Below are 22,273 nucleotides of genomic sequence, written 5' to 3' on the forward strand. Positions count from 1 at the left end.
CTCGGCGCCATTAGAACGGGGGCTCCTCGTCGAAGTTGCCGCCCGAACCGGCACGCGCGGGAGAGGGTGCGGCCGAAGCCCAGGGGTCGTCGAAGTTGCCTCCGCCGCCACCCTGACCACCACCGCCACCGCTACCGCCACCGAAGCCGCCACCGCCACCGCCGGAGCGGGACATTTTCTGCACCTTCGCCGTGGCGTAGCGCAGCGACGGGCCGATCTCGTCGACCTCAAGCTCGATGACGGTGCGCTTCTCACCCTCGCGGGTCTCGTAGGACCGCTGCCGGAGCCGGCCCGACACGATCACCCGAGCGCCGCGCTGCAGCGACTCGGCGACGTGCTCGGCGGCCTGCCGCCAGACGGTGCAAGCGAGGAACAGCGGCTCGCCGTCCTTCCACTCGCCCGACGCCTTGTCCAAGAAACGGGGCGTCGAGGCGACTCGGAACTTGGCGACCGCCGCCCCGGAGGGGGTGAACCGCAACTCGGGGTCATCGGTCAGATTGCCGATGACCGTGATGGTGGTGTCTCCTGCCATGACCATCTCCTCGCGCACTCAGCGTCTCGTCGTACAGGCTCGCAGAGCCGTATGACAGAGCCGCGGAGGCTGATCCGGGCGAACCGGGTTGAATGCTTAGCGCATCTCCGGCCGGATGACCTTGGTGCGCAGCACGGACTCGTTGAGCCGGAGCTGACGGTCCAGCTCGGCCACCGCGGCAGGCGTGGCCTGCAGGTCGACGACGGCGTAGATGCCCTCGGCCTTTTTGTTGATCTCGTACGCGAGGCGCCGGCGGCCCCACACGTCGGTCTTCTCAACCGAGCCACCCGCGGTCCGGATCACGTTCAGGTACGTGTCGAGCGACGGGGCGACGGTGCGTTCCTCGAGGCTGGGGTCGAGGATCACCATTACTTCGTAATGACGCAAGACGTGCTCACCTCCTGTGGGCTAAGCGGCCACGGTCCTTCCGTGGCAGGAGGTCGTGCGTCGCTGCCCGCACGTACCGGGGGAACCCGGCCGGACGCGGACAACCTGACCAGGATACCCGGTCCGAACGATCATGCCTGTGGTGGTGGGCCCAGCGCCCGGACGTGCCGACGGGAGCCCACCATCCGACCGTCACCGGTCAGTGGTGGACCCCCGTCAACGAGGCCGCGGGGCGTCCCGTCCGCATTCCTTGGGTGGGACCTGGGGAGGAACGACCACACCGATGAGGTTGGACCGAAGACGCCCCGCGGAGCTTTATCGTGTTGTTATCTGACGATACAACGGCTCTAGTACCTTGTCGGGGGAAAAAGCACAAATTTCCGAGATTCTTCATCGGCCGGATCCGGTGTGTCGAGAGGGCCGCCCCCGCCACGCCGGGCCGCGCGGCGGGGGTGACCTCGCTGTCGGTCCGTCGACCACCGACTGCCGTACGCGGCGTTCGCGCCACCGACGGCACCGGCGCTGGCCGCCGACTCCATCCCATCAACGATCGTCGGTCCGTTCGGTGACGCCACTGACGACGACACCGCACCGGCCGGTCGCCCCACCCGTCCGGGTCGCGACGTAGGCTCGCTCGCATGCGTATCGGAGCCCACGTCGATTCGACCGACCCGCTGGCGGAGGCGGCCGCCCGGTCCGCCGACACCGTGCAGTTCTTCCTCTCCGACCCGCAGGGGTGGAAGGCGCCCAAGCCTCGGGAGGACGCCGAGCGGCTGCGTGCGGCCGAGGTCGACCTCTACGTGCACGCGCCATACGTGATCAACGTGGCCACCCTCAACAACCGCATCCGGATCCCCAGCCGCAAGCTGCTGCTCGGGCACGCGAACGCGGCCGCCGCGATCGGCGCCAAGGGCCTGATCGTCCACGGTGGGCACGTCAACGCCGGGGACGACCTGGCCGTGGGCTTCGACAACTGGCGCAAGACATTCGCGTATGCGGCCGACTCCGGCGGCTTCGGCGTCCCCGTCCTGATCGAAAACACCGCCGGCGGCGACAACGCGTGCGCCCGCCGGCTGGACGCGTTGGCCCGCCTCTGGGACGCCATCGGCGACCACGAGGTCGGCTTCTGCCTGGACACCTGCCACGCGTACGCCGGCGGCGAGGAGCTGCTCGGCCTGGTCGACCGGGTCAAGGCGATCACCGGGCGGATCGACCTGGTGCACGCCAACAACTCCAAGGGCGGGTTCAACTCCGGCCAGGACCGGCACGACAACCTGGGCGGCGGGACGATCGACCCGGAGCTGGTGGTGGCGGTGATCCGGGCGGCCGGGGCGCCGATGGTCGTCGAGACTCCGGGAGGTGTCTCCGGCCAGGCCGCCGACATCGACTTCCTCCGCCAGCAGCTCGGGACGGAGAGCACGGCAGCATGACCACCGGACAGCCCGGGACCGGGAGCGCCCGGCCCACCCCCACCGGGGACGCCAGGATCCGGCCGGCGACCCCGGCCGCCGCGGGCGCCCCCACCCCGGCGGCGCGCACCGCCGCCACGGCCTCCGACACCACGACCGCCGCTGCCGGCAAGGACCGCCCGGTCCGGAGCGACGGTACGACGGCCAGCGCCGCCACGGACAATGCCGCGAAAGCCGCCACCCCCACGAACGACGGCCCCGGGTCCGGTCCCGAAAAGATCGACGGCCCTGAGCCCAGCGAGGCCAAGGACGGCGCGGCCACGGGAAGCGCGGCCAGGGACGATGCGGCCAAGGACGATGCGGCCACGGGCGACGCGACGACGGGCGATGCGACCACGGGCGGCACCCGCAAGGAAAATGCGGCCAAGGGCAGCGACACGACCGAGGGCGAGAAGGCCGAGGGCGAGAAGACCGGCGACGCCGACGGTTCGGTGAAGACCGATGGTGAGGCGAAGTCGGTGGGGTCCGAGCGCTGGGAGGCGTTCGCCTCCGCGCCGGAGCCGGTGCCCTCCCGGCTCAGCCGGGCGGCCCGCGCCGTCGGCCGGTTCCTGATCCACGAGTGGACCCTGGCGAGCCTCGGCGCGCTGGCGTTGGCCGTGCTGATGACCTGGCCGACGCTGCGCTACCCGCGCTACACCCTTCCGCAGGATTACTGGGACCCGAGCCTGCAGGCCTGGCAGATGGCCTGGTCCGGGCACATCCTGCTGACCGAGCCCGCGCGTCTGTGGCAGTCCAACACGTTCTTTCCCGAGCTGTGGAGCTTCGCGTTCTCCGACACGCTGCTCGGCTACGCCCCGGCCGGGATGCTCGGCAGCGGCCCCGAGGACGCGGTGCTGCGCTACAACATCATGTTCGTGCTGGCGCACGCGCTCGCCACGCTCGGGGCGTACGCGTTGGCCCGGCAGCTCGGCGCGGGCCGGATCGGCGCCGCGGTCGCCGGCGTCGCCTACACCTACGCGCCGTGGTTGCTGGCCCAGGCCGGGCACCTGCACGTGCTCTCCAACGGCGGGATCCCGCTGGCGCTGGCCATGCTGGCGCGCGGGCACGGCTGGTCGCTGCGGCACGGCTACCGGCCCGAGCGTCGGCACGACGGCTGGGTCTACGCCGGCTGGCTGGTGGCGGCCTGGCAACTGAGCCTCGGCTTCGGCATCGGTCTGCCGTTCGCGTACTTCCTGGCCGGCGCGGTGCTGGTCGCGGCCGTTCTCTTCTACGCGCGGCGGCTCCGCACCGGTCAGGCCCTGCCGTTCGGCCGCCGGCTGCTCGTCGCGAACCTGGTCGGCGGGATGCTCTTCGCCGGGGTGGGTCTGCTCATGGCGATCCCGTACTTCAAGGTGACCGAGCTGCACCCGTACGCCGAGCGCACGATCGGCGACATCAGCATCTTCTCGCCGCCGGCGTCCGGCTTCGTGACCGCGCCCGCGGAGTCACGGATCTGGGGTGGGCTGCACGAGGGCGCCCGAGCGGCGCTGCCGTGGCACCCGGAGATGACCCTGCTGCCAGGCTTCGTGCTCTACGCGCTGGCCGCCGGCGGGCTTGTCTTCTCGGTCTGGCGGCTGCGTCACCGACTGCTGCTGCTCGTCGGGGTGCTGGTGACCATGGCCTTCGCGATGGGCACCCGCTTCTTCGACGGCAGCTTCACCTACGTCCCGCTCTTCGAGCACGCACCCGGCTGGAACGCGCTGCGTACCCCGAGCCGGTTGATGCTCTGGACCACGCTGCTGCTCGCCCTGCTCGCTGCGGGCGCGGTCACCGCCCTCACCGAACGCGTCCGCGAGCTGGCCGCGCAGCGGATCCCGTCCTGGCCGGGGCCGTGGCTGCGCCTGGCCACCCTGCTGCCGCTGCTGCTGGTCACCGTCGAGGGCCTGAACACCACCCCGCATCCGGTGGTGCCGACCCAACCGGCCGCGCTGCGCACGGTGGAGGGGCCGCTGCTGGTGCTGCCCAGCAACCAGAGCCTGGACCAGCACGTGATGCTCTGGTCCACCAGCGGGTTCCCGGACGTGGTGAACGGCGGCAGCGGCTTCACCCCGCGCCAGCTCGACGACGTCCGCCGGGTGACTCAGTCGTTCCCCGACCAGACCAGCGTCGACTACCTGCGCACGCTCGGCGTCCGCACGGTGGTGCTGCTGCGCGGGCAGGTCGTCGGAACGCCCTGGGAGATCACCATCGACGCGCCGGTCGACGCGCTCGGCGTCAGTCGGCAGGAGGTCGACGGAGCCGTGGTCTACCGGCTCTGATGCGGCTGGCGTCGAGGGCGGGTTTGCGGGGGAGCCCGCCCGGCTCCGGGCGGTCAGGCTTGATCCCTGCGCCGGGCGGGCTCCCCCGCAAACCCTGACGTCGCCAGGCCGCGTGGATCCTTGCGGATCAGGTGGTGGTGGCGGGCTCGCGTGAGGGTTCACTGGTCGTCGCTCGGTGGCGCCAGCGGTCCAGCCAGGGGGCGTCCGGAGCGCCGTCGAGCACGCCGCCGTCCGGGTCGTCCGGGTAGGTGGCCCGCACCGCGTCCCGCTCGGGGTGCAGGATCTCCCGGACGATCAGCACGCAGAGCACCACCACAGTGGTCAGCCGCAACGTGGCGGCCAGCACGAACACGCCCTCCGGGAAGACCGGTCGGCTGGTCGCCGCGCCGAGCAGTTCGCCGTAGAAGGCGACGAAGTAGCAGACCTCGGCGAACTGCCAGGCCAGGATGGCGCCCCACTTCGGGCGGGCCAGCACCACGAGTGGCAGCAGCCAGAGCACGAACTGCTGGGACCAGACCTTGCTGAAGATGAGGAACGCGGCGACGACCAGGAAGGCGAGCTGGGCCAGCCGCGGCCGGCGCGGCGCCCGCAGCGCGAGGACGGCCACGCCGAGGCAGGCGAGCCCGAACAGGGCGTACGAGATGGTGTTGAGGGTGGGGATGTTGACGTTCAGCCACTCGAACGGGCCGAGCCGGGCGGGGTCGCCGCCGACCTTGCCGTCGAGGTAGCGCCCGATGTACCAGAGCGTGCCCCAGTCGATGGGTCGGGTGCTGTTCAGCTCGAAGAACCGGTCCCAGTTCTCCCGATACGCCAGCGCGGGGTGCAGGTTCACCAGCACCAGGGCGGCGATGGCGCTGGCAACCGCGATGAGCGCGGCGCGTAGCCGGGCGGCCCGCAGCGCCAGCACCAGGGTCGGACCGAGGATGAACAGTGGCCAGAGCTTCGCCGCGCCGGCGAGGCCGAGCAGCACTCCGGCCACCGCCGGTCGTTTCCGGGCCCAGGCCAGCAGGCCGAACGCGGCCAGCCCGATGGCGAGCAGATCCCAGTTGACGGTGGCGGTGAGCACCAGCGCCGGGGCGAGCGCGAACAATGCGGCGTCCCAGGGTCGTCGACGACGCAGCGCCAGGATCACCGCCACTGTGGCCACCGCGAGGGCGCCCAGCACCAGTGCGTTGAGGTTGTAGAACCACTGGCCCTGGTTGATGCTCGGGTCGCCGTCGCCGAGGGCGTGCACCGGCAGGCCCAGCGCCCCCATGAAGTAGCCGGTCAGCACTGGGTACTCGACCGGGTGGTCGCGGTAGGGCACCTTGCCCTCGTTGAGCCCTTCGGCGTAGTAGAGGGCGAGCACGTCGGTGTAGCAGAACCGGGTGTACTGGGTGTTGTTCTGCCAGGCGCCGTCCTGGCACGGTGACTTCTGCACCCAGTGCAGAGCAAGCGTGAGGCAGGTCAACGCCAGCACGATCCGGACGGCGGTCCAGAACCGGCGCTTTTGGCCGGCCGGCCGGTTCAGTGCCGTCGCGTGGTCGCCCAGCGGCCCGCCGATCACGCCGGAGATGCCGCGGACGAACCCGTCGGAGCGGGACGGGTGGTCGGTGGTTCCGGCGTCGTCGATGCCGGGCGTCGACTGGGTGCTCATGAAGAGGCATCCTGCCGTACGACCGGGGTGCGCGTCCCGTCCCGGCGCGCGGATCGGGTACGGAAACGCCGCCGCCGGCCGGACAGGTCGTCCGGCCGGCGACGGCGTCGTGCAGCGGTGCGGGTCAGTCCCTGGTCGGTGGCAGGCTGGGCAGCAGTCCGCCACCGTTGCCGCCTGTCCCGGGCCGGCCGGGATCGTTCGGGTTGTTGCCGCCGTTGTTGCCGTCGGTGCGCTGGCAGAACGGGTTGGTCAGCGGGTCACAGGGCTGACCTGGCTGACCCGGTTGACCCGGCAGACCCGGCAGGCCCCCCGGGGGCGGCGGAGGCGGAGGCGGTGCCTCGCCGTTGCCGGATTCCTTGTCGCCCATGTTCGCCGCCGGCGGGAAGTCGACCTTCTCCTTGTCCTTCAGCGCCTCGTTCATGAACCGCTCCCAGATGTCACCCGGGAGGTTTCCACCGCTGACCTTGGTACGGCCGTCCTTGAGTAGGAGTGGCTTCCGGGCCCCCACGTTGCCCACCCAGACCGCAGTGGCCAACTGCGGCGTGTAGCCGATCATCCAGGCGTCGCCGTTGTCGGAGCTGTCGCCCTTGAGTTCCCAGGTACCGGTCTTGGAGGCGGCCTTGCGGCCGTCGTCGAGGCGGTGGTTGACCGCGGCCGGGTAGTCCTTCAGCACCGACGTCACGTCGGCCACCACGTCCTTGTCGATGCGCGGCTGCGAGTTGAGCTTCTCGCTGCCCTTGGCCACCTTCTCCCACTTGCCGGTGTTCGGGTTCTGCTTCTCCACCGAGTAGAGGAAGTGCGCCTTGTTGTAGACGCCCCCGTTGGCGAAGGTGGCCACGCCGTTGGCGTGGTCCAGCACGGTGATCGGGTACTGGCCGTAGCCGACCACGTTGAAGAACGGCTCCGGGGTGATCTCCTTCGGGTCGGCCTTGGTCAGGTCGTATGCCTTTGCCGGGTTGGTGTCGGTGCGCCACATGGTGGTGACGCCGGCCTGCTTGGCCATGTCGACGACCTTGTCCGCGCCGATCTCCTCGGTGACGTAGTAGAACGGCACGTTCAGCGACTTGAGAGTGGACGTTCGCAGGGTGCAGGAGTCGTGGCAGGAGGGGTCGTCGACGCCGGCGTTGCTGACCTTGAACTCGGTGCCCTCCGGGGTGAAGGCCTTGCCCTTCCATCGGGACTCGAGCGCCTTGCCGGCCTTGAGCGCGGCCGCCAGTGTGTAGATCTTGAAGCTCGAGCCGGGCGAGTGCCCGCCGCTGATCGCTCCGGTGGAGTCGGTGTTCTTGCCGGCGTAGTCGGTGCCGGTGCCGTTGTCACCGCCGTAGTAGGCGAGCACCCGACCGGTCTTCGGGTCGATCGCGACCACCGCGGCCATCAGGTTCGACTTCTGGTCAGCCAGCTCGGAGCCCTTGGACTTGCGCTGGGCCGTCTCGACCGCGGCCTTCTGAATCTTGGTGTCGATGGTGGTGCGGATCCGGTAACCGCCGGCCATCAGCGCCTGGGTGCAGAGCGGCTTGGTCTCGGTCACCTGCGTCTCCTTGTCGACGCAGATGCCCCGGTCCCGCATCTCTTCCCGGACGTAGTTGATCACGTTGCCGTACGGCGTGTTGACGCCGAAGTCGACGCCGATGCCGCCCTTCTTCGGGGCCTTGATGTTCTTCGGGTACGCGACGGGCCGCTCCGGCTTGCCGGCAACGCCCAGCCAACCCTCCTTGACCATGCCCTCGATCACGTAGTTCCAGCGGTCCTGGGCGGCTGTCGGGTTGACCGCCGGGTCGTACCCCTGGTGGCCGCCGGGCTGTGCCTCCGGCTGCTTGATCAGGGCGGCGAGCACCGCGCCCTCGTCGGGCTTGAGGACCTTCACCGACTTGCCGAAGTAGGTCTGCGCCGCCGCCTCGATGCCGTAGGCGCCGCGGCCGAAGTAGATCACGTTGAGGTAGTGCTGCATGATCTGCGGCTTGGTGTACTCGTCGTTCAGCTTGGAGGCGAGGATTGCCTCCTTCACCTTGCGGCCGTAGGTGTCGTCGTCGAGGTTTTCGATCGCGTTGCGCGCGTACTGCTGGGTGATGGTGGAGGCACCCTGCTTGTCGCCGCCGGTGAGGTTGTTCCAGGCGGCCCGGGTGATGCCCTTGTAGTCCACACCGGAGTGCCGGTAGAAGTTCCGGTCCTCGGCGGCGGCCACCGCGTTCTGCACCCACTCCGGAATCTGGTCGATGGTGACCAGGGTGCGGTTCTGATCGCCCACCTTGGCGATGGGGGTCTTGTTGTCGAACGCGTACAGCGTGGTCGCCTGCGGCGGGGTGATCTCGTCGGGCAGCACCACGTTGGTCGAGTAGTAGGTGAAGCCGACCACGCCGACGCCGGCGAGCATGATGAAGACCGCGAACCCGGCGATCAGCAGGTTGATCCGCTTGCGCTTCTTCGCCCGGGCCGCCGCGACCGAGTCACCCGGTCCGCGACCGCCCCGACCACCGCGACCCGGACCGTTCGGCCCGCCAGGGCCGCCGGGGCCACCCGGGCCGCCGGAGACCGGTGAGACGCTTGCCCTGGCGACCGCGGCCCGGCCACCCACGGATGCCGACCCGACACTGGCCCGGCCCGCCGAGGCGGCGCCGACGGACGCGGCGCCGACGGTGGCCCGACCGGCCGGTGCGCCCGGCGCCGGGGACACGGGCACCGAGGCCCGGCCCGCGCCGGCACGACCGGCGGCCACGCCGGGTGCCGGCGACACCGACGCCCGCCCGGCCCGGCCCGGCGTAGCCGAACCCATCGAGGCGGATCCGGCCGCACCGCCGCGCGGCGGCACCGCAGCCGAGCCACCCACCGAGGCCCGCCCACCGGCGGCCCGCGGTGTCACCGAGGCACGACCGGGGGACGCCGCGGCCTCGGAGGCCGACCACCCGCTTCCGCGGGAGTCACCGCCGGATCGGCGGTACGCGTCGTCCGCGCCCGGTCCGGGGTCGCCGTCCGGGCCCGGGTACTGGGCCCGCCCGCGCGCAGAACTGGGATCGCCGTACGAGTTCATTCCTCACACCCTGCCGGTCGCGGTGGGGCGCGACTGCGCCGCCACCGGGTTGCCGTGAGTTGCTTCACCCGGGACGCCGGCACGGGGGTGCCGGTTCACCGAGGTCATTGCAGTATCAATCGGGCCAATCAGACCAACGAGCGGTCGGCCGTCCCGGGTAACGTCTACGGCCCCGGGGCCGGTCGAACCAGCTGAGATCACCGTTGCGCCTCTCGCCTCCGCCGGCCGGCGCCACCGGCGCCCGCCGCGTCCTGCTCGCTGGTGCCGTCGCCCTCGCTGGTGAGACCGTCCCGGCCGAGCAGGTACTGCTCGACGAGATGGTTCCAGTCACAGCCGAGGCACACCTCCACCACGAAGACCTGGAACTCACGCAGCGTCATCGCCAGCACCGGCAGCTCGGCCAGTGTCCGGGCCTGGCCGGCGGACTGCCTGAGCTCGTCACCGTAAATGTAGTGGACGAGTGTCAGGTTCTCACTGCGGCAGATGGGACAGCGCAGGTCGGTCGGCTCGCCGTGGAACCGGGCGGCGTTTTTCAGGTATGGCGACGCGTCGCAGACGTCGTACGTGCCGACCCGGCCGGCCAGGAGCTCACGCAGCACCGCTCGCTTCTGGAGCGAGTAGTCGACGACCTGGCGCTGCGTACGCATGCGGAGAAGGGTACGCGGTCCGGCCCGACCAGGCGACCGTGGTCACGATCCGTGACGACAGCATCCCGGAACGGGGGTTTGCCCTGACATCCTCGACCCGCTAACGTGCGATGTATCGGTCCGATACATCGCGGCGGTTACCGCTCCGCGCCGGGGGTAAAGAGGGGATGGCGCAGTGCTCGAATTCGCCATCCTCGGTCTCCTGCAGGAGTCTCCGATGCACGGCTACGAGCTGCGCAAGGAGCTGACCGCCAAACTCGGCGCGATCCGGGCGGCGATCAGCTACGGCTCGCTCTATCCGACCCTGCGCAGGTTGCAGGCAGCAGGATGGATCACCGAAGCCGCCGAGACACCCGCCACCGCCGAGGAGGTTCCCGCGCTGACCAGCCGACGAGGTCGGGTGGTCTACAAAATCACCGCGGAAGGCAAGGAACGCTTCGCCCAGCTGATCGCACAGGCCGGGCCCGAGACGTACGACGACACGGGCTTCGGAGTGCACTTCGCGTTCTTCGCCCGGACCGACCAGGCGACCCGACTGCGCATTCTGGAGGGTCGCCGCCGCAAGATCGAGGAACGTCGCGAAGGGCTTCGTGACGTGCTGGGCCGGGCGGCCGAGCGCCTCGACGCTTACACCTTGGAACTGCAGCGCCACGGCCTTGACGCCTGTGAGCGTGAGGTCCGCTGGCTGGAGGAGCTCATCGCCAACGAGCGCTCCGGCCGAGCCCCGACGGTCCCGAACATCGGGACGGCCGGTGGCCGACGAGAAGACAACAGCCCGCCTCCGCCTGGAGAGACCAGGAAAGAGCGGCCGTGACAGAAAAGAAGGAGGCAGACGCTATGGGCTCCGTCCGCGTCGCCATCGTCGGTGTGGGTAACTGCGCCTCGTCCCTGGTTCAGGGCGTCGAGTACTACCGGAATGCCGACCCGAACGACCGCGTCCCGGGTCTCATGCACGTCGCCTTCGGCGACTACCACGTCTCCGCCGTGGAGTTCGTCGCGGCGTTCGACGTGGACGCCAAGAAGGTGGGCATGGACCTCGCGGAGGCGATCGTCGCCAGCGAGAACAACACCATCAAGCTCTGCGACGTGCCGCCGACCGGCGTCAGCGTGCAGCGCGGTCCGACCTTCGACGGTCTGGGCCAGTACTACCGCGAGATCGTCGAGGAGTCCGACGCCACCCCCGTCGACGTGGCGCAGGCGCTGCGCGACGCGCAGGTCGACGTCGTCGTCTGCTACCTCCCGGTCGGCTCAGAGCAGGCCGCCAAGTTCTACGCCCAGGCAGCGATCGACGCCGGCTGCGCGTTCGTCAACGCCCTGCCGGTCTTCATCGCCTCCGACCCGGAGTGGGCGAAGAAGTTCGAGGACGCTGGCCTGCCGATCGTCGGTGACGACATCAAGAGCCAGGTCGGCGCCACCATCGTGCACCGCGCCCTGGCGAAGCTCTTCGAGGACCGCGGCGTCGAGCTGCTGCGCACGTACCAGCTCAACTTCGGCGGCAACATGGACTTCATGAACATGCTGGAGCGCAAGCGGCTGGTCTCGAAGAAGATCTCGAAGACCCAGTCGGTCACCTCGCAGATCCCGCACGAGATGAGCAAGAGCGACGTGCACATCGGCCCGTCGGACCACGTGCCGTGGCTGGACGACCGCAAGTGGGCGTACATCCGCCTGGAGGGCCGCTCGTTCGGTGACACCCCGCTCAACGCCGAGCTCAAGCTCGAGGTGTGGGATTCTCCGAACTCGGCCGGCGTCATCATCGACGCGGTCCGCGCCGCGAAGATCGCGCTGGACCGGAAGATCGGCGGCCCGATCCTGTCCGCCTCGTCGTACTTCATGAAGTCCCCGCCCGTGCAGTACGCCGACCACGACGCCCACCAGGCCGTGGAGGAGTTCATCGCCGGTGAGGTCGAGCGCTGACCCGCTGAGCACAGCACGGCCGAGGGCCGGGTCCGTACGGACCCGGCCCTCGCCGCGTTCAGGTCGACATCTCCAGGTACGGCGACAGCCTCGACGCAGCAGCGTCGTCAGAGCCCGTTCCAGGCGTGTCGCAGCGCGACCCCGGCCTCCAGTTCCAGCAGCTTGACCTTGCGGGGCAGCCCACCGCCGAAGCCGACCAGCTTGCCGCCCGCGCCGACGATCCGGTGACACGGCACGATCACCGGCACCGGGTTGCGGTTGCAGGCGACGCCCACCGCCCGTGCCGCCCCGGGATCGCCGACCAGTCGCGCCACCTCGCCGTACGTCAGCGTCTCGCCGTACGGAATGCGGGTCATCTCCCGCCACACCGCCCGCTCGAAATCGGAGCCGCGCGGCGCCGACACCGGGACGGTGAACGCGGTCAGGTCGCCGGCGAAGTACGCCCGCAGCTCGGCGACGGCCTGCCGGGACAGCGCGTCGTCGGGCTCCCCGGTGGCTGCCTCGACCCGGCCGAAGTGGGCGCCGCAGACGCTCGTGCCGTCGGTGGCCACGGAGAACTCGCCGATCGGTGAGTCGAGCACGGTCCAGCGCATCGGCCCATTGTCCCTGCTGCGGACTCCTTCGCCAGGCCGGCTACCAGCGTCGGGCCGAACGCCACTCCTCGGCGGCCCGGTAATAGGCGTAGTAGCCGGCGAGCGCGGCGCCGATGCCGGCCAGCACACGGTCGACCCGCGAGGTGGTGGCGAAGGAGGTGACCGCGACGCCCAGCAGCACGGCGGCGGTCAGCGCCAGGCCGACGATATAGAGGACGACAACCACGGTCACGGCAGGTCCTCCGATGCCGCTGAACCGGCACGATCGGCCGGCGGCGCTGCCCCCTTTTTGATCAACGCCGCCCGACCTGCCTTGTAGATCATCGTCGCGTCGGGATGGGTCGTTGAACGTTGCGCCACATCGATACCGTGCAGGTCGTGACCCCGGGGACGCTCATCTTTCTCATCATCGGCGGGGCGGGTGTCGGAGTGCTGGCGCTCGCCCTGCTCGGCACCGAACTCTTCCAGTTCGGGCATGGCGACGTGGACGGGCCGATCAGGCTCGAGACGGTCGCCGGCTTCGCCGGGGCGTTCGGGTTCGGCGCGGCCATCGTCAACGAGCTGCTCGGTGCGCGTACACCCGGCATGATCGCGGGGGCGGCGGCCGGCGGTCTGGTCGCCGCCGTGCCCACCGGCTGGTTGGCGTCCCGGCTGAGCCGGGCGGCGCGGAACATGCGCACCGACCCCACCCCCACCCGTGACGACCTGGTCGGCGCGCTCGGCCTGGTGGTCACCCCGGTGCCCGTCGACGGCTACGGCGAGGTCCGGGTACGCGTCGCCGGTCAGCCGGTCAAGCTCAACGCCCGCGCCGACCAGCCGATCCCGGTCGGCGCCCAGGTCTTCGTCGTGCAGGCGCTCAGTGAGACCAGCGTGCTCGTCGAGACCTACTGACTCCTTCTCGCAGACGGGACCCCTTCATGCCCCTGTTAATCGCCATCGGCGGCGCGGTACTCCTCGTGCTCGTCCTGGTGTTCTTCGTGCTCTCCCGGATCAAGGTGGCCGGCCCGAACGAGGCCTTCATCGTGACCGGCCGCAAGGGCCGCACCACGCAGACCGCCGATGGCGGCCGGTCGACCGACATGTCCGGCCAGAAGGTGGTGCTGGGCGCCTCGGTCTTCGTGCTGCCGGTGGTGCAGAAGCTCCAGTCACTCGACCTGTCCAGCCGGAGGATCGACGTCGGCATCCGGGGCGCGGTGAGCAAGCAGGGCATCCGCACCGACCTGCACGGCGTGGCGATCGTGAAGGTCGGCGGGACCGAGGACGCGATCCGCGCCGCCGCCCAGCGGTTCCTGCACCAACAGGACGAGATCGACAACTTCACCCGGGAGGTGCTGGCCGGCGCGCTGCGCTCGATCGTCGGTCGGCTCACCGTCGAGGAGGTCATCCGGGACCGGGCGGCGTTCGCCAGCGCGGTGGCGGAGGAGGCCGAGCACTCGATGACCAACCAGGGTCTGGTGCTGGACACGTTCCAACTCCAGGACATCCTGGCCGAGGGCTCCTACCTCCAGGACCTGGGTCGGCCCGAGGCCGCCCGGGTCCTCAAGGACGCGGCGATCGCCGAGGCGCGGGCCCGGCAGCAGGCCGAGCAGGAGCGGCTGCTCGCCGAGGAGGCCATCGCCGAGGCGAACCGGAACCTGTCCCTCAAGCAGGCCGGCATCCAGGCGGAGATCGATGCGGCGAAGGCGAAGTCGGCGGCGGCCGGGCCGCTCGCGCAGGCGGAGCGGGACCAGGCGATCCTCTCCGAGCAGCAGAAGGTCGCCGAGCGCAACGCCGAACTCAAGCAGCGCCAACTGGACACCGAGGTGCGCAAGCCGGCCGACGCGGCCCGGTACAAGGTGGAGCAGGAGGCCGAGGCGTCCCGCGCCGCGGCGGTGCTGCACGCGGACGCGCAGCGGCAGTCGGTCATCGCCGCCGCCCAGGCCTCCGCCGAGCAGGCGCGGCTCACCGGTGAGGGCGAGCGGGCCCGACGGGCCGCGCTCGCCGAGGCGAACGCGATCGAGGGCGCCAAGGAGGGCGAGGCCGAGCAGCGCCGGCGCTCCGCGATCGCCGAGGCGGTGGAGCGGGAGGGTCAGGCCGAGGCGGCGGCCATCCTGGCGAAGGGCCAGGCCGAGGCGGACGCGATGGCACGCAAGGCGGAGGCGTTCGCCGCGTACGGGGAGGCGGCGGTGCTGGACCTGCTGGTCAAGGTGCTGCCGCAGGTGGTGGAGGCGGCCAGCGCCCCGATCGGGGCGATCGACAAGATGACCGTCATCTCCACCGACGGCGCGTCGTCGCTGACGAAGTCGGTGGCCGGCAACGTGGCCCAGGGGTTGCAGCTCGGCAGCGACCTGACCGGGATCGACCTGGCCGGTCTGCTGGCCCGGCTCGGCTCGGCGTCCGGCGCGGGCGGCAACGGCACCGCGGCCGGCAAGGGCACCGCGGCCGTGGACGGGACGGCCGTCGAGACCCGCTGACGCCGTAGGCCGACAGGCGCCCGCTCCCGGGTTCGGGGGCGGCGCCTGTCAGTCGATGAGGCCCTCGGCGCGGGCCCAGCGCAGCAGCTCCGCCTCGGCGGCGTCGCGGTCCAGCGGGCCGTGCTCGAGGCGCTGCTCCTTGAGGTGCTTCCAGGCCCGGCCCACGACCGGCCCCGGCGGTACGCCGAGCAGCTCCATGATCGCGTTGCCGTCCAGGTCGGGGCGGACCCGGGCCAGGTCCTCCTCGGCCGCGATCCGGGCGATCCGATCCTCCAGCGCGTCGTAGTCGGCGGCGAGCTGGGCGGCCTTGCGTCGGTTGCGGGTGGTGCAGTCCGAGCGGGTCAGCTTGTGCAGTCGGGGCAGGAGGTCACCGGCGTCGGCGACGTAGCGACGCACCGCCGAGTCGGTCCACTCGCCCCGGCCGTACCCGTAGAAGCGCAGGTGCAGCGCGACCAGCGCGGTCACCTTCGCGGTGATCTCCTTCGGGTAGCGCATGGCCTTCATCCGGGCCTTGGTCAGCCGGGCGCCCACCACCTCGTGGTGGTGGAAGCTGACACGGCCGTCGGACCCGACCGCCTTGGTCGCCGGCTTGCCCACGTCGTGCATGAGGGCGGCCATCCGCAGGATGAAGTCGCAGCCGTCCTCCTCGAAGGAGACCGCGTTCTCGACGACCGTCAGCGTGTGCTCGTAGACGTCCTTGTGCTGGGCGTGCTCGTCGATCTCCAGCTTGAGCCCGGTCAGCTCCGGCAGGAACCGCTCGGCCAGCCCGGTGTCGACCAGCAGCCGCAGCCCGGTGATCGGGTCGGCGCCGCAGAGCAGCTTGGTGAACTCGTCGCGGATCCGCTCGGCGGTGATCCGGTCCAGGTCAGCGGACATCCGGCTCATCGCCGCGTGCACGTCCGGGTGCACGGCGAAGCGCAGCTGGGCGGCGAACCGGGCGGCCCGCAGCATCCGCAGCGGGTCGTCGCCGAACGACTCGCGGGGATCGGCGGGGGTACGGATCACCTTGGCCGACAGATCGTCCAACCCGCCGTGCGGGTCGGTGAACCGGTGCTCGGGCAGGCTGACCGCCATCGCGTTGATGGTGAAGTCGCGCCGCTTCAGGTCCTCGGTCAGGTTGGTGCCGTAGACCACCACGGGATTACGGGTGACCTGGTCGTACGACTCGGCACGGAAGGTGGTGATCTCCAGCCGGAGCCCGTCGCGCTGGGCGCCGATGGTGCCGAACTCCCGACCGGTCTCCCAGATCGACTCGGCCCAGCCCTTGATGATCCGCAGCGTCTCGTCGGGGTGCGCGTCGGTGCAGAAGTCCAGGTCGTCCCCGAGCCGGCCGAGCAGCGCGTCCCGGACCGAACCGCCCACCAGATGCAACTCGTGACCGGCACGGACGAACCGGCGGCCCAACTCGTCGGCGACCGGCGAGACCCGGAGCAGTTCGGCGACGGCGTTGCGCTGCGCGCCGGTGAGTTCGCGGCGGTCGGCGGCGTGGGGAGCGGAGGCTTCGGACATGGGATCGCCAGCCTATCGGGCCCGGTCCGCATCCCCTCCGCCGGGCGCGGGTAACGGGTACCGGTTGACTATGGTCTGTGACGTGCGGGTCGGTGCCCGGCTCGACGTACCCCCTGGGAGGCTGGAGATGAGCGGCGGGCTCTACCGCAGCGCGAACGCCGCGCAGGACGGTGGTGCGGGAGCCGGCATTCGGCCGGGGGACGGCGCCACGTTCATCTCCGCCGAGCCATTGAACCAGCCGGCCATGGAGTCGACCGCGCCACCGCAGGAGCAGGTGGGCGAGGCGAGCGCCGCGACCAACAGCGCGGTCATGGCGATCGGCAGCCTGGTCAGCCGGGGTACGGGATTCCTGCGGACGCTGGTGCTGACCGCCGCGCTGGGTGGCGCGCTGGTGGGTGACGCGTACACCACCGCGCAGATCCTGCCCGGAATGGTCTACGAGTTCCTCCTCGGCGGAATCCTCACCAGCGTGCTGATCCCGGTGCTGGTCCGTCGGCGCAGGGTTGACACCGACGGCGGACAGGCGTACGCCCAGCGGCTGCTGACCCTCGCGGTGCTGACCCTGGCGGGAGCGGCCCTGCTGGCCGTGCTGTCGGCCGGACTGCTGACCAAGCTCTACGCCGGCGAAGACACCGGAGAAGACTTCCGGGGCCTGGTCAAGGCACTGTCGTACCTGATGTTGCCGATGATCTTCTTCACCGGTCTCAGTGCGCTGATCAGCGCGGTGCTCAACACCCGGGGGCACTTCGCCGCGCCGATGTGGGCGCCGATCCTCAACAACATCGTGGTGATCGCCACCGCGGGCCTGTACATCGCGATCTTCGGCGCGAAGATCGTCAAGCCGGAGGACATGACCACCGGCCGGATTCTGCTGATCGGTGGCGGCACTCTGCTCGGCGTCGCGATCCAGGCCGCCGGCCTCCTGCCGGCGTTGCGCAAGGTGGGCTTCCGGTGGAAGTTCCGGTTCGACTTCCGCACCCTCGGGCTACGGGAGCTGGGGCGTCTCGGCGGCTGGATGTTCTGTTACGTCGCGGTGAGCCAGCTCGGCCTGATCGTGCTGTTCAACCTGCTGAACCGGGCAGGCAAGGAGAACGCTGCCGGCCCACTGATCTACAACAACGTGTTCCTGCTGCTGATGATGGCGCACGGCATCATCGCCGTCTCGATCATCACTGCGCTGATGCCCCGGATGAGCGCGGCCGCCGCCGACGGCCGGTACGCCGACGTCGCCGCCGACCTGTCCCGCGGCACGCGCACCGTCTCGGCGGTGCTCGCCCCGATCGCGGTCTGCTACGCGGTACTGGCGACTCCGCTGGCCGTGACGCTGTTCCGCTACGGCGCGTTCACCGACGAGAACGCGGCGGACACCTCGCTGGTGCTGCTCCTGGCGGCGCTGGCACTGGTGCCGTTCGCGATCAGCCAGCTCTTCACCTTCGCCTTCTACGCCCTGCCGGACACCCGCACCCCGGCGCTGATCAACATCCCGGTGGTCGCCCTGCGGATCGGCGTGCAGGTGGTGCTCTACGTCGCCTTCGCCGCCCACTTCGCCGCGGCCGGGATGATGATCGGCAACGCCGTGTCCTACCTGGCGGCCGCCTTCGCCTCCGCGTGGCTGCTGCGGCCCCGCGTAGGCCGGATCGGGATGGGTGCCATCCTTCGCACGCTCGGCCGAGTGGCACTCGCCGCGTTGGGCGCCGCCCTGGTCGGCCTGCTGGTGGTGAAGCTGCTGCCTGGCGGCGACACGCCGAGCTGGATCCAGGCCGTCATCCAGCTGGTGATCGGCGGCGTGGTGATCGGCGGTACCTATCTGGGACTTGCCATGGTGCTGCGGATCGGGGAGATCACCGAGGTGGTCGGCATGGTCCGCCGCCGGATCGGTCGCTGAGGGCGAAAATCCGCACCGAAAGTCTTACCTGCACGGATGGTGACCGCGGATCACCAGGCTGGGGATGCACCTGTGGATAACCCCGCGATTCGCCGGTCAGCCACCGCTTCGCCTGTGGATAACTGACCGTACGGCTGAGCGTGTCGATCCGATCGACGGGAACACGCCCGCTGGCGAGAGCACCAACCCGGCCCGGCCCGGGCGTCGGTCACTTGCGGTGAAGCCGTAGATTGGCTAGTACATGTGCCAGCAACGTGGCTGACAACGGTCGTAACCGGACGAGCTCTCCGACAGCCGGCACCCCGCCGGGTACGGCGGGAAGATGACATGTCGGAGAGACGGGCAACCCGGGTAAGGTCGCTCTCGACGGGTACGGCAGGCGCCGACGCTGCGCGTCGACACCGGTCGGCCGGTTCCTTCGACGGCAGAGCGGGAAGCCACATGCCCAGCAGTGCGGGTCCATCGATCGACACGATCACCGAGGGAGGACGGGTGACCCAGGTCGGCGAGGGTCAGGAGGCGGACGAGAGCGCTCCGCCGGTCATGACCTTCGGTGCTCCCACGGCCGGTGAAATCCTCGCCGAGCGGTACGAGCTGGTCGAGCACATCAACAACGACAGCGCGGGTCGGCTGGTCTGGCGCGGGGTCGACGTCATTCTGCGCCGCCCCGTCGCGGTGGTGCTGCGCTACCCGGGTGGCGATTCCGCCACCGAGATGCTTCAGGCCGCGGTCGCGGCCAGCCGGGTCATCCACCCCAACCTCGTCGGCGTCTACGACGCGATCGACGAGGCCGAGCGGGCGTACGTGGTTCGCGAGTGGGTGGACGGGCAGTCGCTGCGCGACCTGGCGGCCGAGGGCCCGCTGGACCCGGCCCGGGCGACCGCGATCGGCAACGCCGTTGCCAGCGCGCTCGCCGCGGTGCACGCCACCGGGATGGTGCACGGCAACGTGCACCCGGGCACGGTCATGATCAGCGACGAGGGCCGGGTGGTCCTGGCCGACGCGCGCACCGACGGCGCCGACAGCCAGGAGAACGACATCCGGGCGGTCGGCGGGGTCCTCTACTTCGCCCTGACCGGCTACTGGCCGCACACCGAGGCACCGCTGCACGGCGCTACCGCCGGTCACGGCCGGGCCGCCATCCCGGACGCGGTCCGGGACGCCAGCGGCGGCATCGCGGCGCCCCGCCAGGTCCGGGCCGGGGTGCCCGCGTACCTGGACGACCTGACCATGGACCTGCTCGACGCCGAGATCGCCCCGCCCTCGTCGGACGTGCTCGCCGCCGAGCTGGCCCGACTGGATGTCCCAGCCGAGGATGAGCACTACCTCGACAACAGCGGGCCGTTGCGGTTCGCCGCCGACACCGAGGAGGAGCCGTCCCCGCTGGCCGCGGCCGGTGGTCGCAAGGTCGCTGTGGGCATCGCCGGTCTGCTGGCGGTCGCTCTGGTCGGTCTGCTGATCGGGATCAGCGCCCTGGGCGGCGACGACGAGGACCCGAAGGGCAGCGCGGGGGCCGCTCCCACGGCCAGCGCCCCGGCCGGCGAGGCCACCCCGGCCGCCGCCACGGTGCGCAAGTTGGCCGTGCAGGGCGTCCGGATCATCGACCCGGACAGCACGGAGCGCAACGAGCTCGACGACGCCGACAAGATCATCGACGGTGACGAGGACAAGGGCTGGGAGACGGACACCTACGACGGCCGGCCCAACTTCGGCAACCTCAAGAAGGGCATGGGCGTCTGGCTCGATCTCGGCGAGCCGCACAGCGTCAAGTCGGTGCAGGCGGTGCTCTCGGCCACCGGCGCGTCCGCCCAGCTCCTCGCCGGCACTGTCAACAAGCCGTCGAGTTCCAGCGGCGACAAGCAGTTGGTCGCGAACTACAAGACCGCCATCGGGCAGCCGTTCGAGGACCACGACGGCACCACCATGACGTTCAACGGCTTCGACGCCGACACGAAATACCGGTACCTGCTGTTCTGGATCACCGAACTGCCTCCGACCGAGGGTGGCTTCAAGCTGGGGGTGCAGGAGATCACGGTCCAGGGGTCGTGAGCTTGGCACCTCCACCAGGGCACCGCATCCGCTGGACGTGGTGATGGACGGGCGCGACGCCGCAACGGACCTGGAGCTTCTGCGTGCCCACGTCACCGGAGACCGGGACGCCTTCGCCGAACTGTTCCACCGGCACCGCGACCGGCTCTGGGCGGTGGCCCTGCGGACGCTCGGCGACCGGGAAGAGGCCGCCGACGCCCTCCAGGACGCGCTGCTGTCCGCGCACCGGGCGGCCGGCCGGTTCCGCGGTGACTCCGCTGTCACCACCTGGCTGCACCGCATCGTGGTGAACGCCTGCCTGGACCGGATCCGACGCCGGCAGGCACACCCCACCGTTCCGCTGCCCGACGGCAACCGCGTCGGGGACGGGTCGGGCACCGGAGGGGTGGAGCCGGCCGCACCGGCTCAGGACCACGACACCGCGCTGGTGGTCCGCGAGGCGCTAGCCGCGCTGCCCGTCGAGCAACGCGCCGCCCTGGTGCTGGTGGACGTGCAGGGCTATCCGGTCGCCGAGGTGGCGCGCATCCTCGGTGTCGCCGAAGGGACGGTGAAGAGCCGGTGCGCCCGGGGTCGGGCCCGGCTGGCGGTGCTGCTCGGGCACCTCCGACCGGCAGCCGGCACGGCGACGCCCGCGGCCCGCCCGAAGCCATCCGGACCGGTCGCCGACGTGCCCGGCGTCACGCCGGGGAACCCACGCCCCGCGGAGGGCGTCGGATCGGGGTCGGGCCGGTACCGGCGGGACGCCAATCAGGAGGACACGTGACGACCGAGGGGTACAGGGAGGTCGACGACGACCTGCTCGCTGACTACCTCGGCGGGGCCTTGGACGGCACACCGCAGCAGGCGGAGGTCGCTCGGCTGGTCGACACGGACCCGGCCTGGGCCGAGGCGTACGCGCTGCTGGCCCCCGCGGTGACCGAGGTCCGCGCCGACCTGGCCCGGTGGGCCGATCCCTCCCCGGAGCTGCCGTCAGCGGTCGCCGACCGACTCGCCGCCGCGCTGCGTGCGGCGGATCCGGTACCGAACGGCACCCCGGCCGACGCGGAGGCCGCCGACGGCGCGCCGGAAGCCGACGGCGCCGCACCGGTAGTGCCCGCACAGGGCGGAAGCGGCCGCCGGCCCGCCGGCCCCTCCCCGACCGAGTTGGCGCGCGGCACGCGAACCGGCCCGGGTCGCGGTCGGCGCAGGTGGACCCGGCGTGCCGCTCCGGTGGCCGTCGCGGCGGTCGCCGTCGTCGCGGTCGGACTGGGCCTCACCCAACTCTCGACGAACTCCTCGGACACCGCCGGCACGAGTGCCCTGAACCAGCCGGCCAGCGCGCCCGAGAGCACGGCGGCCGCCGGCGCGGTCCGCACCACCGGGCCCTCCCTGCACAGCGGTACGAACTACACCCCGCAGACCCTCGGCAACCCGACGGGTGGGCCGTCCCCACTACGGGGCGCCGGCAGTAGCGCCTTCTCAGGGCAGCCTGGGATGGACGCCGAAAAGGGCCAGCAAACGGCGTCGGGCGGGCTGAACCCGTTGGCCAGGCTGACCGACGAGGCCGCGCTGACCACGTGCCTCGCCGACGTGGCGGCGGAGCACGGATCCGCCCCGCTGGTCGTCGACGTGATCGACTACGCGGGGTTCCGGGGTGAACCGGCACTGGTCATCCGGTTCACCGACGCGGCGGGCGCCCGCTGGGCCTGGGTGAGCGGCCCGGAGTGCGGCGTCCCCGGGTCCGGCTCGGACAGCCGGTATTCGGCGCGGGTAGGGTGAATCCACGGTCCCCGGCGCCCTGAGCGTCGGCGTGACCTGACCCACCGGATGTCCGGCTCGGGAATCCCCGGTTCGTACGATGACGTTCTGGAAATCACCTGCCGGCACCCTCCAGGCGTCGGCACTCGGATCAGCATCGGTGCGTGCGCCGACGCTGACACACACAACTCGGGAGA

General features: G+C 71.0%; 18 protein-coding genes. 10 read left to right on the forward strand and 8 right to left on the reverse strand.

Annotated elements, in window-relative coordinates:
- Nucleotides 1-10 precede the first annotated feature (10 nt).
- Both KBX63_RS17070 and rpsF read right to left on the reverse strand, forming a co-directional pair.
- Nucleotides 11-550: a single-stranded DNA-binding protein gene (locus tag KBX63_RS17070; protein ID WP_210912225.1), complete on the reverse strand. Its 540-nt coding sequence runs from the start codon at nt 548-550 to the stop codon at nt 11-13.
- A gap of 78 nt (nt 551-628) precedes the next feature.
- Nucleotides 629-919, reverse strand: coding sequence for a 30S ribosomal protein S6 (gene rpsF / locus KBX63_RS17075; RefSeq protein ID WP_074315517.1), 291 nt, complete (start codon nt 917-919; stop codon nt 629-631).
- Between the two features lie 638 nt (nt 920-1,557).
- On the opposite strand from rpsF, the gene KBX63_RS17080 reads away from it, so the two are divergent.
- Complete coding sequence (locus KBX63_RS17080) at nt 1,558-2,349, forward strand: deoxyribonuclease IV (RefSeq protein ID WP_210912226.1); 792 nt, start codon at nt 1,558-1,560, stop codon at nt 2,347-2,349.
- Complete coding sequence (locus KBX63_RS17085) at nt 2,346-4,625, forward strand: hypothetical protein (protein ID WP_210912227.1); 2,280 nt, start codon at nt 2,346-2,348, stop codon at nt 4,623-4,625. The genes KBX63_RS17080 and KBX63_RS17085 overlap by 4 nt, the downstream gene beginning before the upstream one ends.
- 127 nt (nt 4,626-4,752) lie before the next feature.
- Here KBX63_RS17085 and KBX63_RS17090 read toward each other — a convergent pair whose 3' ends face one another.
- The 3 genes from KBX63_RS17090 to KBX63_RS17100 all read right to left on the reverse strand — a co-directional run bounded on the left by KBX63_RS17090 (nt 4,753) and on the right by KBX63_RS17100 (nt 9,933).
- On the reverse strand, nt 4,753-6,261 hold the full coding sequence (locus KBX63_RS17090; protein WP_210912228.1) for a glycosyltransferase family 87 protein: 1,509 nt from the start codon (nt 6,259-6,261) through the stop codon (nt 4,753-4,755).
- 124 nt (nt 6,262-6,385) lie between these two features.
- On the reverse strand, nt 6,386-9,286 hold the full coding sequence (locus KBX63_RS17095; protein ID WP_210912229.1) for a transglycosylase domain-containing protein: 2,901 nt from the start codon (nt 9,284-9,286) through the stop codon (nt 6,386-6,388).
- A gap of 197 nt (nt 9,287-9,483) precedes the next feature.
- Nucleotides 9,484-9,933 (reverse strand): DUF5318 domain-containing protein, encoded by a 450-nt coding sequence (locus KBX63_RS17100; protein WP_210912230.1) that lies wholly within the window; start codon nt 9,931-9,933, stop codon nt 9,484-9,486.
- 175 nt (nt 9,934-10,108) lie between these two features.
- Between KBX63_RS17100 and KBX63_RS17105 the strand changes: the two genes are divergently transcribed.
- On the forward strand, nt 10,109-10,747 hold the full coding sequence (locus KBX63_RS17105) for a PadR family transcriptional regulator (RefSeq protein WP_074315526.1): 639 nt from the start codon (nt 10,109-10,111) through the stop codon (nt 10,745-10,747).
- A gap of 23 nt (nt 10,748-10,770) precedes the next feature.
- Nucleotides 10,771-11,850 (forward strand): inositol-3-phosphate synthase, encoded by a 1,080-nt coding sequence (locus KBX63_RS17110; protein WP_074315528.1) that lies wholly within the window; start codon nt 10,771-10,773, stop codon nt 11,848-11,850.
- Between the two features lie 107 nt (nt 11,851-11,957).
- Here KBX63_RS17110 and KBX63_RS17115 read toward each other — a convergent pair whose 3' ends face one another.
- Nucleotides 11,958-12,443, reverse strand: coding sequence for a methylated-DNA--[protein]-cysteine S-methyltransferase (locus KBX63_RS17115; protein WP_210912231.1), 486 nt, complete (start codon nt 12,441-12,443; stop codon nt 11,958-11,960).
- A gap of 40 nt (nt 12,444-12,483) precedes the next feature.
- Nucleotides 12,484-12,675 carry a hypothetical protein gene (locus KBX63_RS17120; RefSeq protein WP_210912232.1) on the reverse strand — a complete coding sequence of 64 codons (192 nt, stop codon included), beginning with the start codon at nt 12,673-12,675 and terminating at the stop codon, nt 12,484-12,486.
- Between the two features lie 137 nt (nt 12,676-12,812).
- Here KBX63_RS17120 and KBX63_RS17125 point away from each other — a divergent pair, with 137 nt between their 5' ends.
- On the forward strand, nt 12,813-13,334 hold the full coding sequence (locus KBX63_RS17125; RefSeq protein ID WP_307871737.1) for a hypothetical protein: 522 nt from the start codon (nt 12,813-12,815) through the stop codon (nt 13,332-13,334).
- A gap of 26 nt (nt 13,335-13,360) precedes the next feature.
- Nucleotides 13,361-14,896 (forward strand): flotillin family protein, encoded by a 1,536-nt coding sequence (locus tag KBX63_RS17130; RefSeq protein WP_210912234.1) that lies wholly within the window; start codon nt 13,361-13,363, stop codon nt 14,894-14,896.
- A 48-nt stretch (nt 14,897-14,944) separates the two neighbouring features.
- Here KBX63_RS17130 and KBX63_RS17135 read toward each other — a convergent pair whose 3' ends face one another.
- Nucleotides 14,945-16,405 carry a CCA tRNA nucleotidyltransferase gene (locus tag KBX63_RS17135; protein ID WP_210912235.1) on the reverse strand — a complete coding sequence of 487 codons (1,461 nt, stop codon included), beginning with the start codon at nt 16,403-16,405 and terminating at the stop codon, nt 14,945-14,947.
- A 127-nt stretch (nt 16,406-16,532) separates the two neighbouring features.
- On the opposite strand from KBX63_RS17135, the gene murJ reads away from it, so the two are divergent.
- From murJ to KBX63_RS17155, 4 genes are all read left to right on the forward strand, one after another.
- Entirely contained in the window at nt 16,533-18,290 is a 1,758-nt protein-coding gene (gene murJ, locus KBX63_RS17140; protein WP_210912284.1) for a murein biosynthesis integral membrane protein MurJ, read from the forward strand.
- Nucleotides 18,291-18,731: 441 nt separating this feature from the next.
- Nucleotides 18,732-20,339, forward strand: a complete 1,608-nt coding sequence (locus KBX63_RS17145; protein ID WP_210912236.1) for a protein kinase family protein — start codon at nt 18,732-18,734, stop codon at nt 20,337-20,339.
- Between the two features lie 43 nt (nt 20,340-20,382).
- Nucleotides 20,383-21,102 carry an RNA polymerase sigma factor SigM gene (sigM, locus tag KBX63_RS17150; protein WP_210912237.1) on the forward strand — a complete coding sequence of 240 codons (720 nt, stop codon included), beginning with the start codon at nt 20,383-20,385 and terminating at the stop codon, nt 21,100-21,102.
- Nucleotides 21,099-22,097 carry a hypothetical protein gene (locus KBX63_RS17155; protein ID WP_210912238.1) on the forward strand — a complete coding sequence of 333 codons (999 nt, stop codon included), beginning with the start codon at nt 21,099-21,101 and terminating at the stop codon, nt 22,095-22,097. Before sigM ends, KBX63_RS17155 begins: the two co-directional genes overlap by 4 nt.
- Nucleotides 22,098-22,273: the final 176 nt, after the last annotated feature.

Source organism: Micromonospora sp. U21, assembly GCF_018070045.1.
Taxonomy (GTDB): domain Bacteria; phylum Actinomycetota; class Actinomycetes; order Mycobacteriales; family Micromonosporaceae; genus Micromonospora.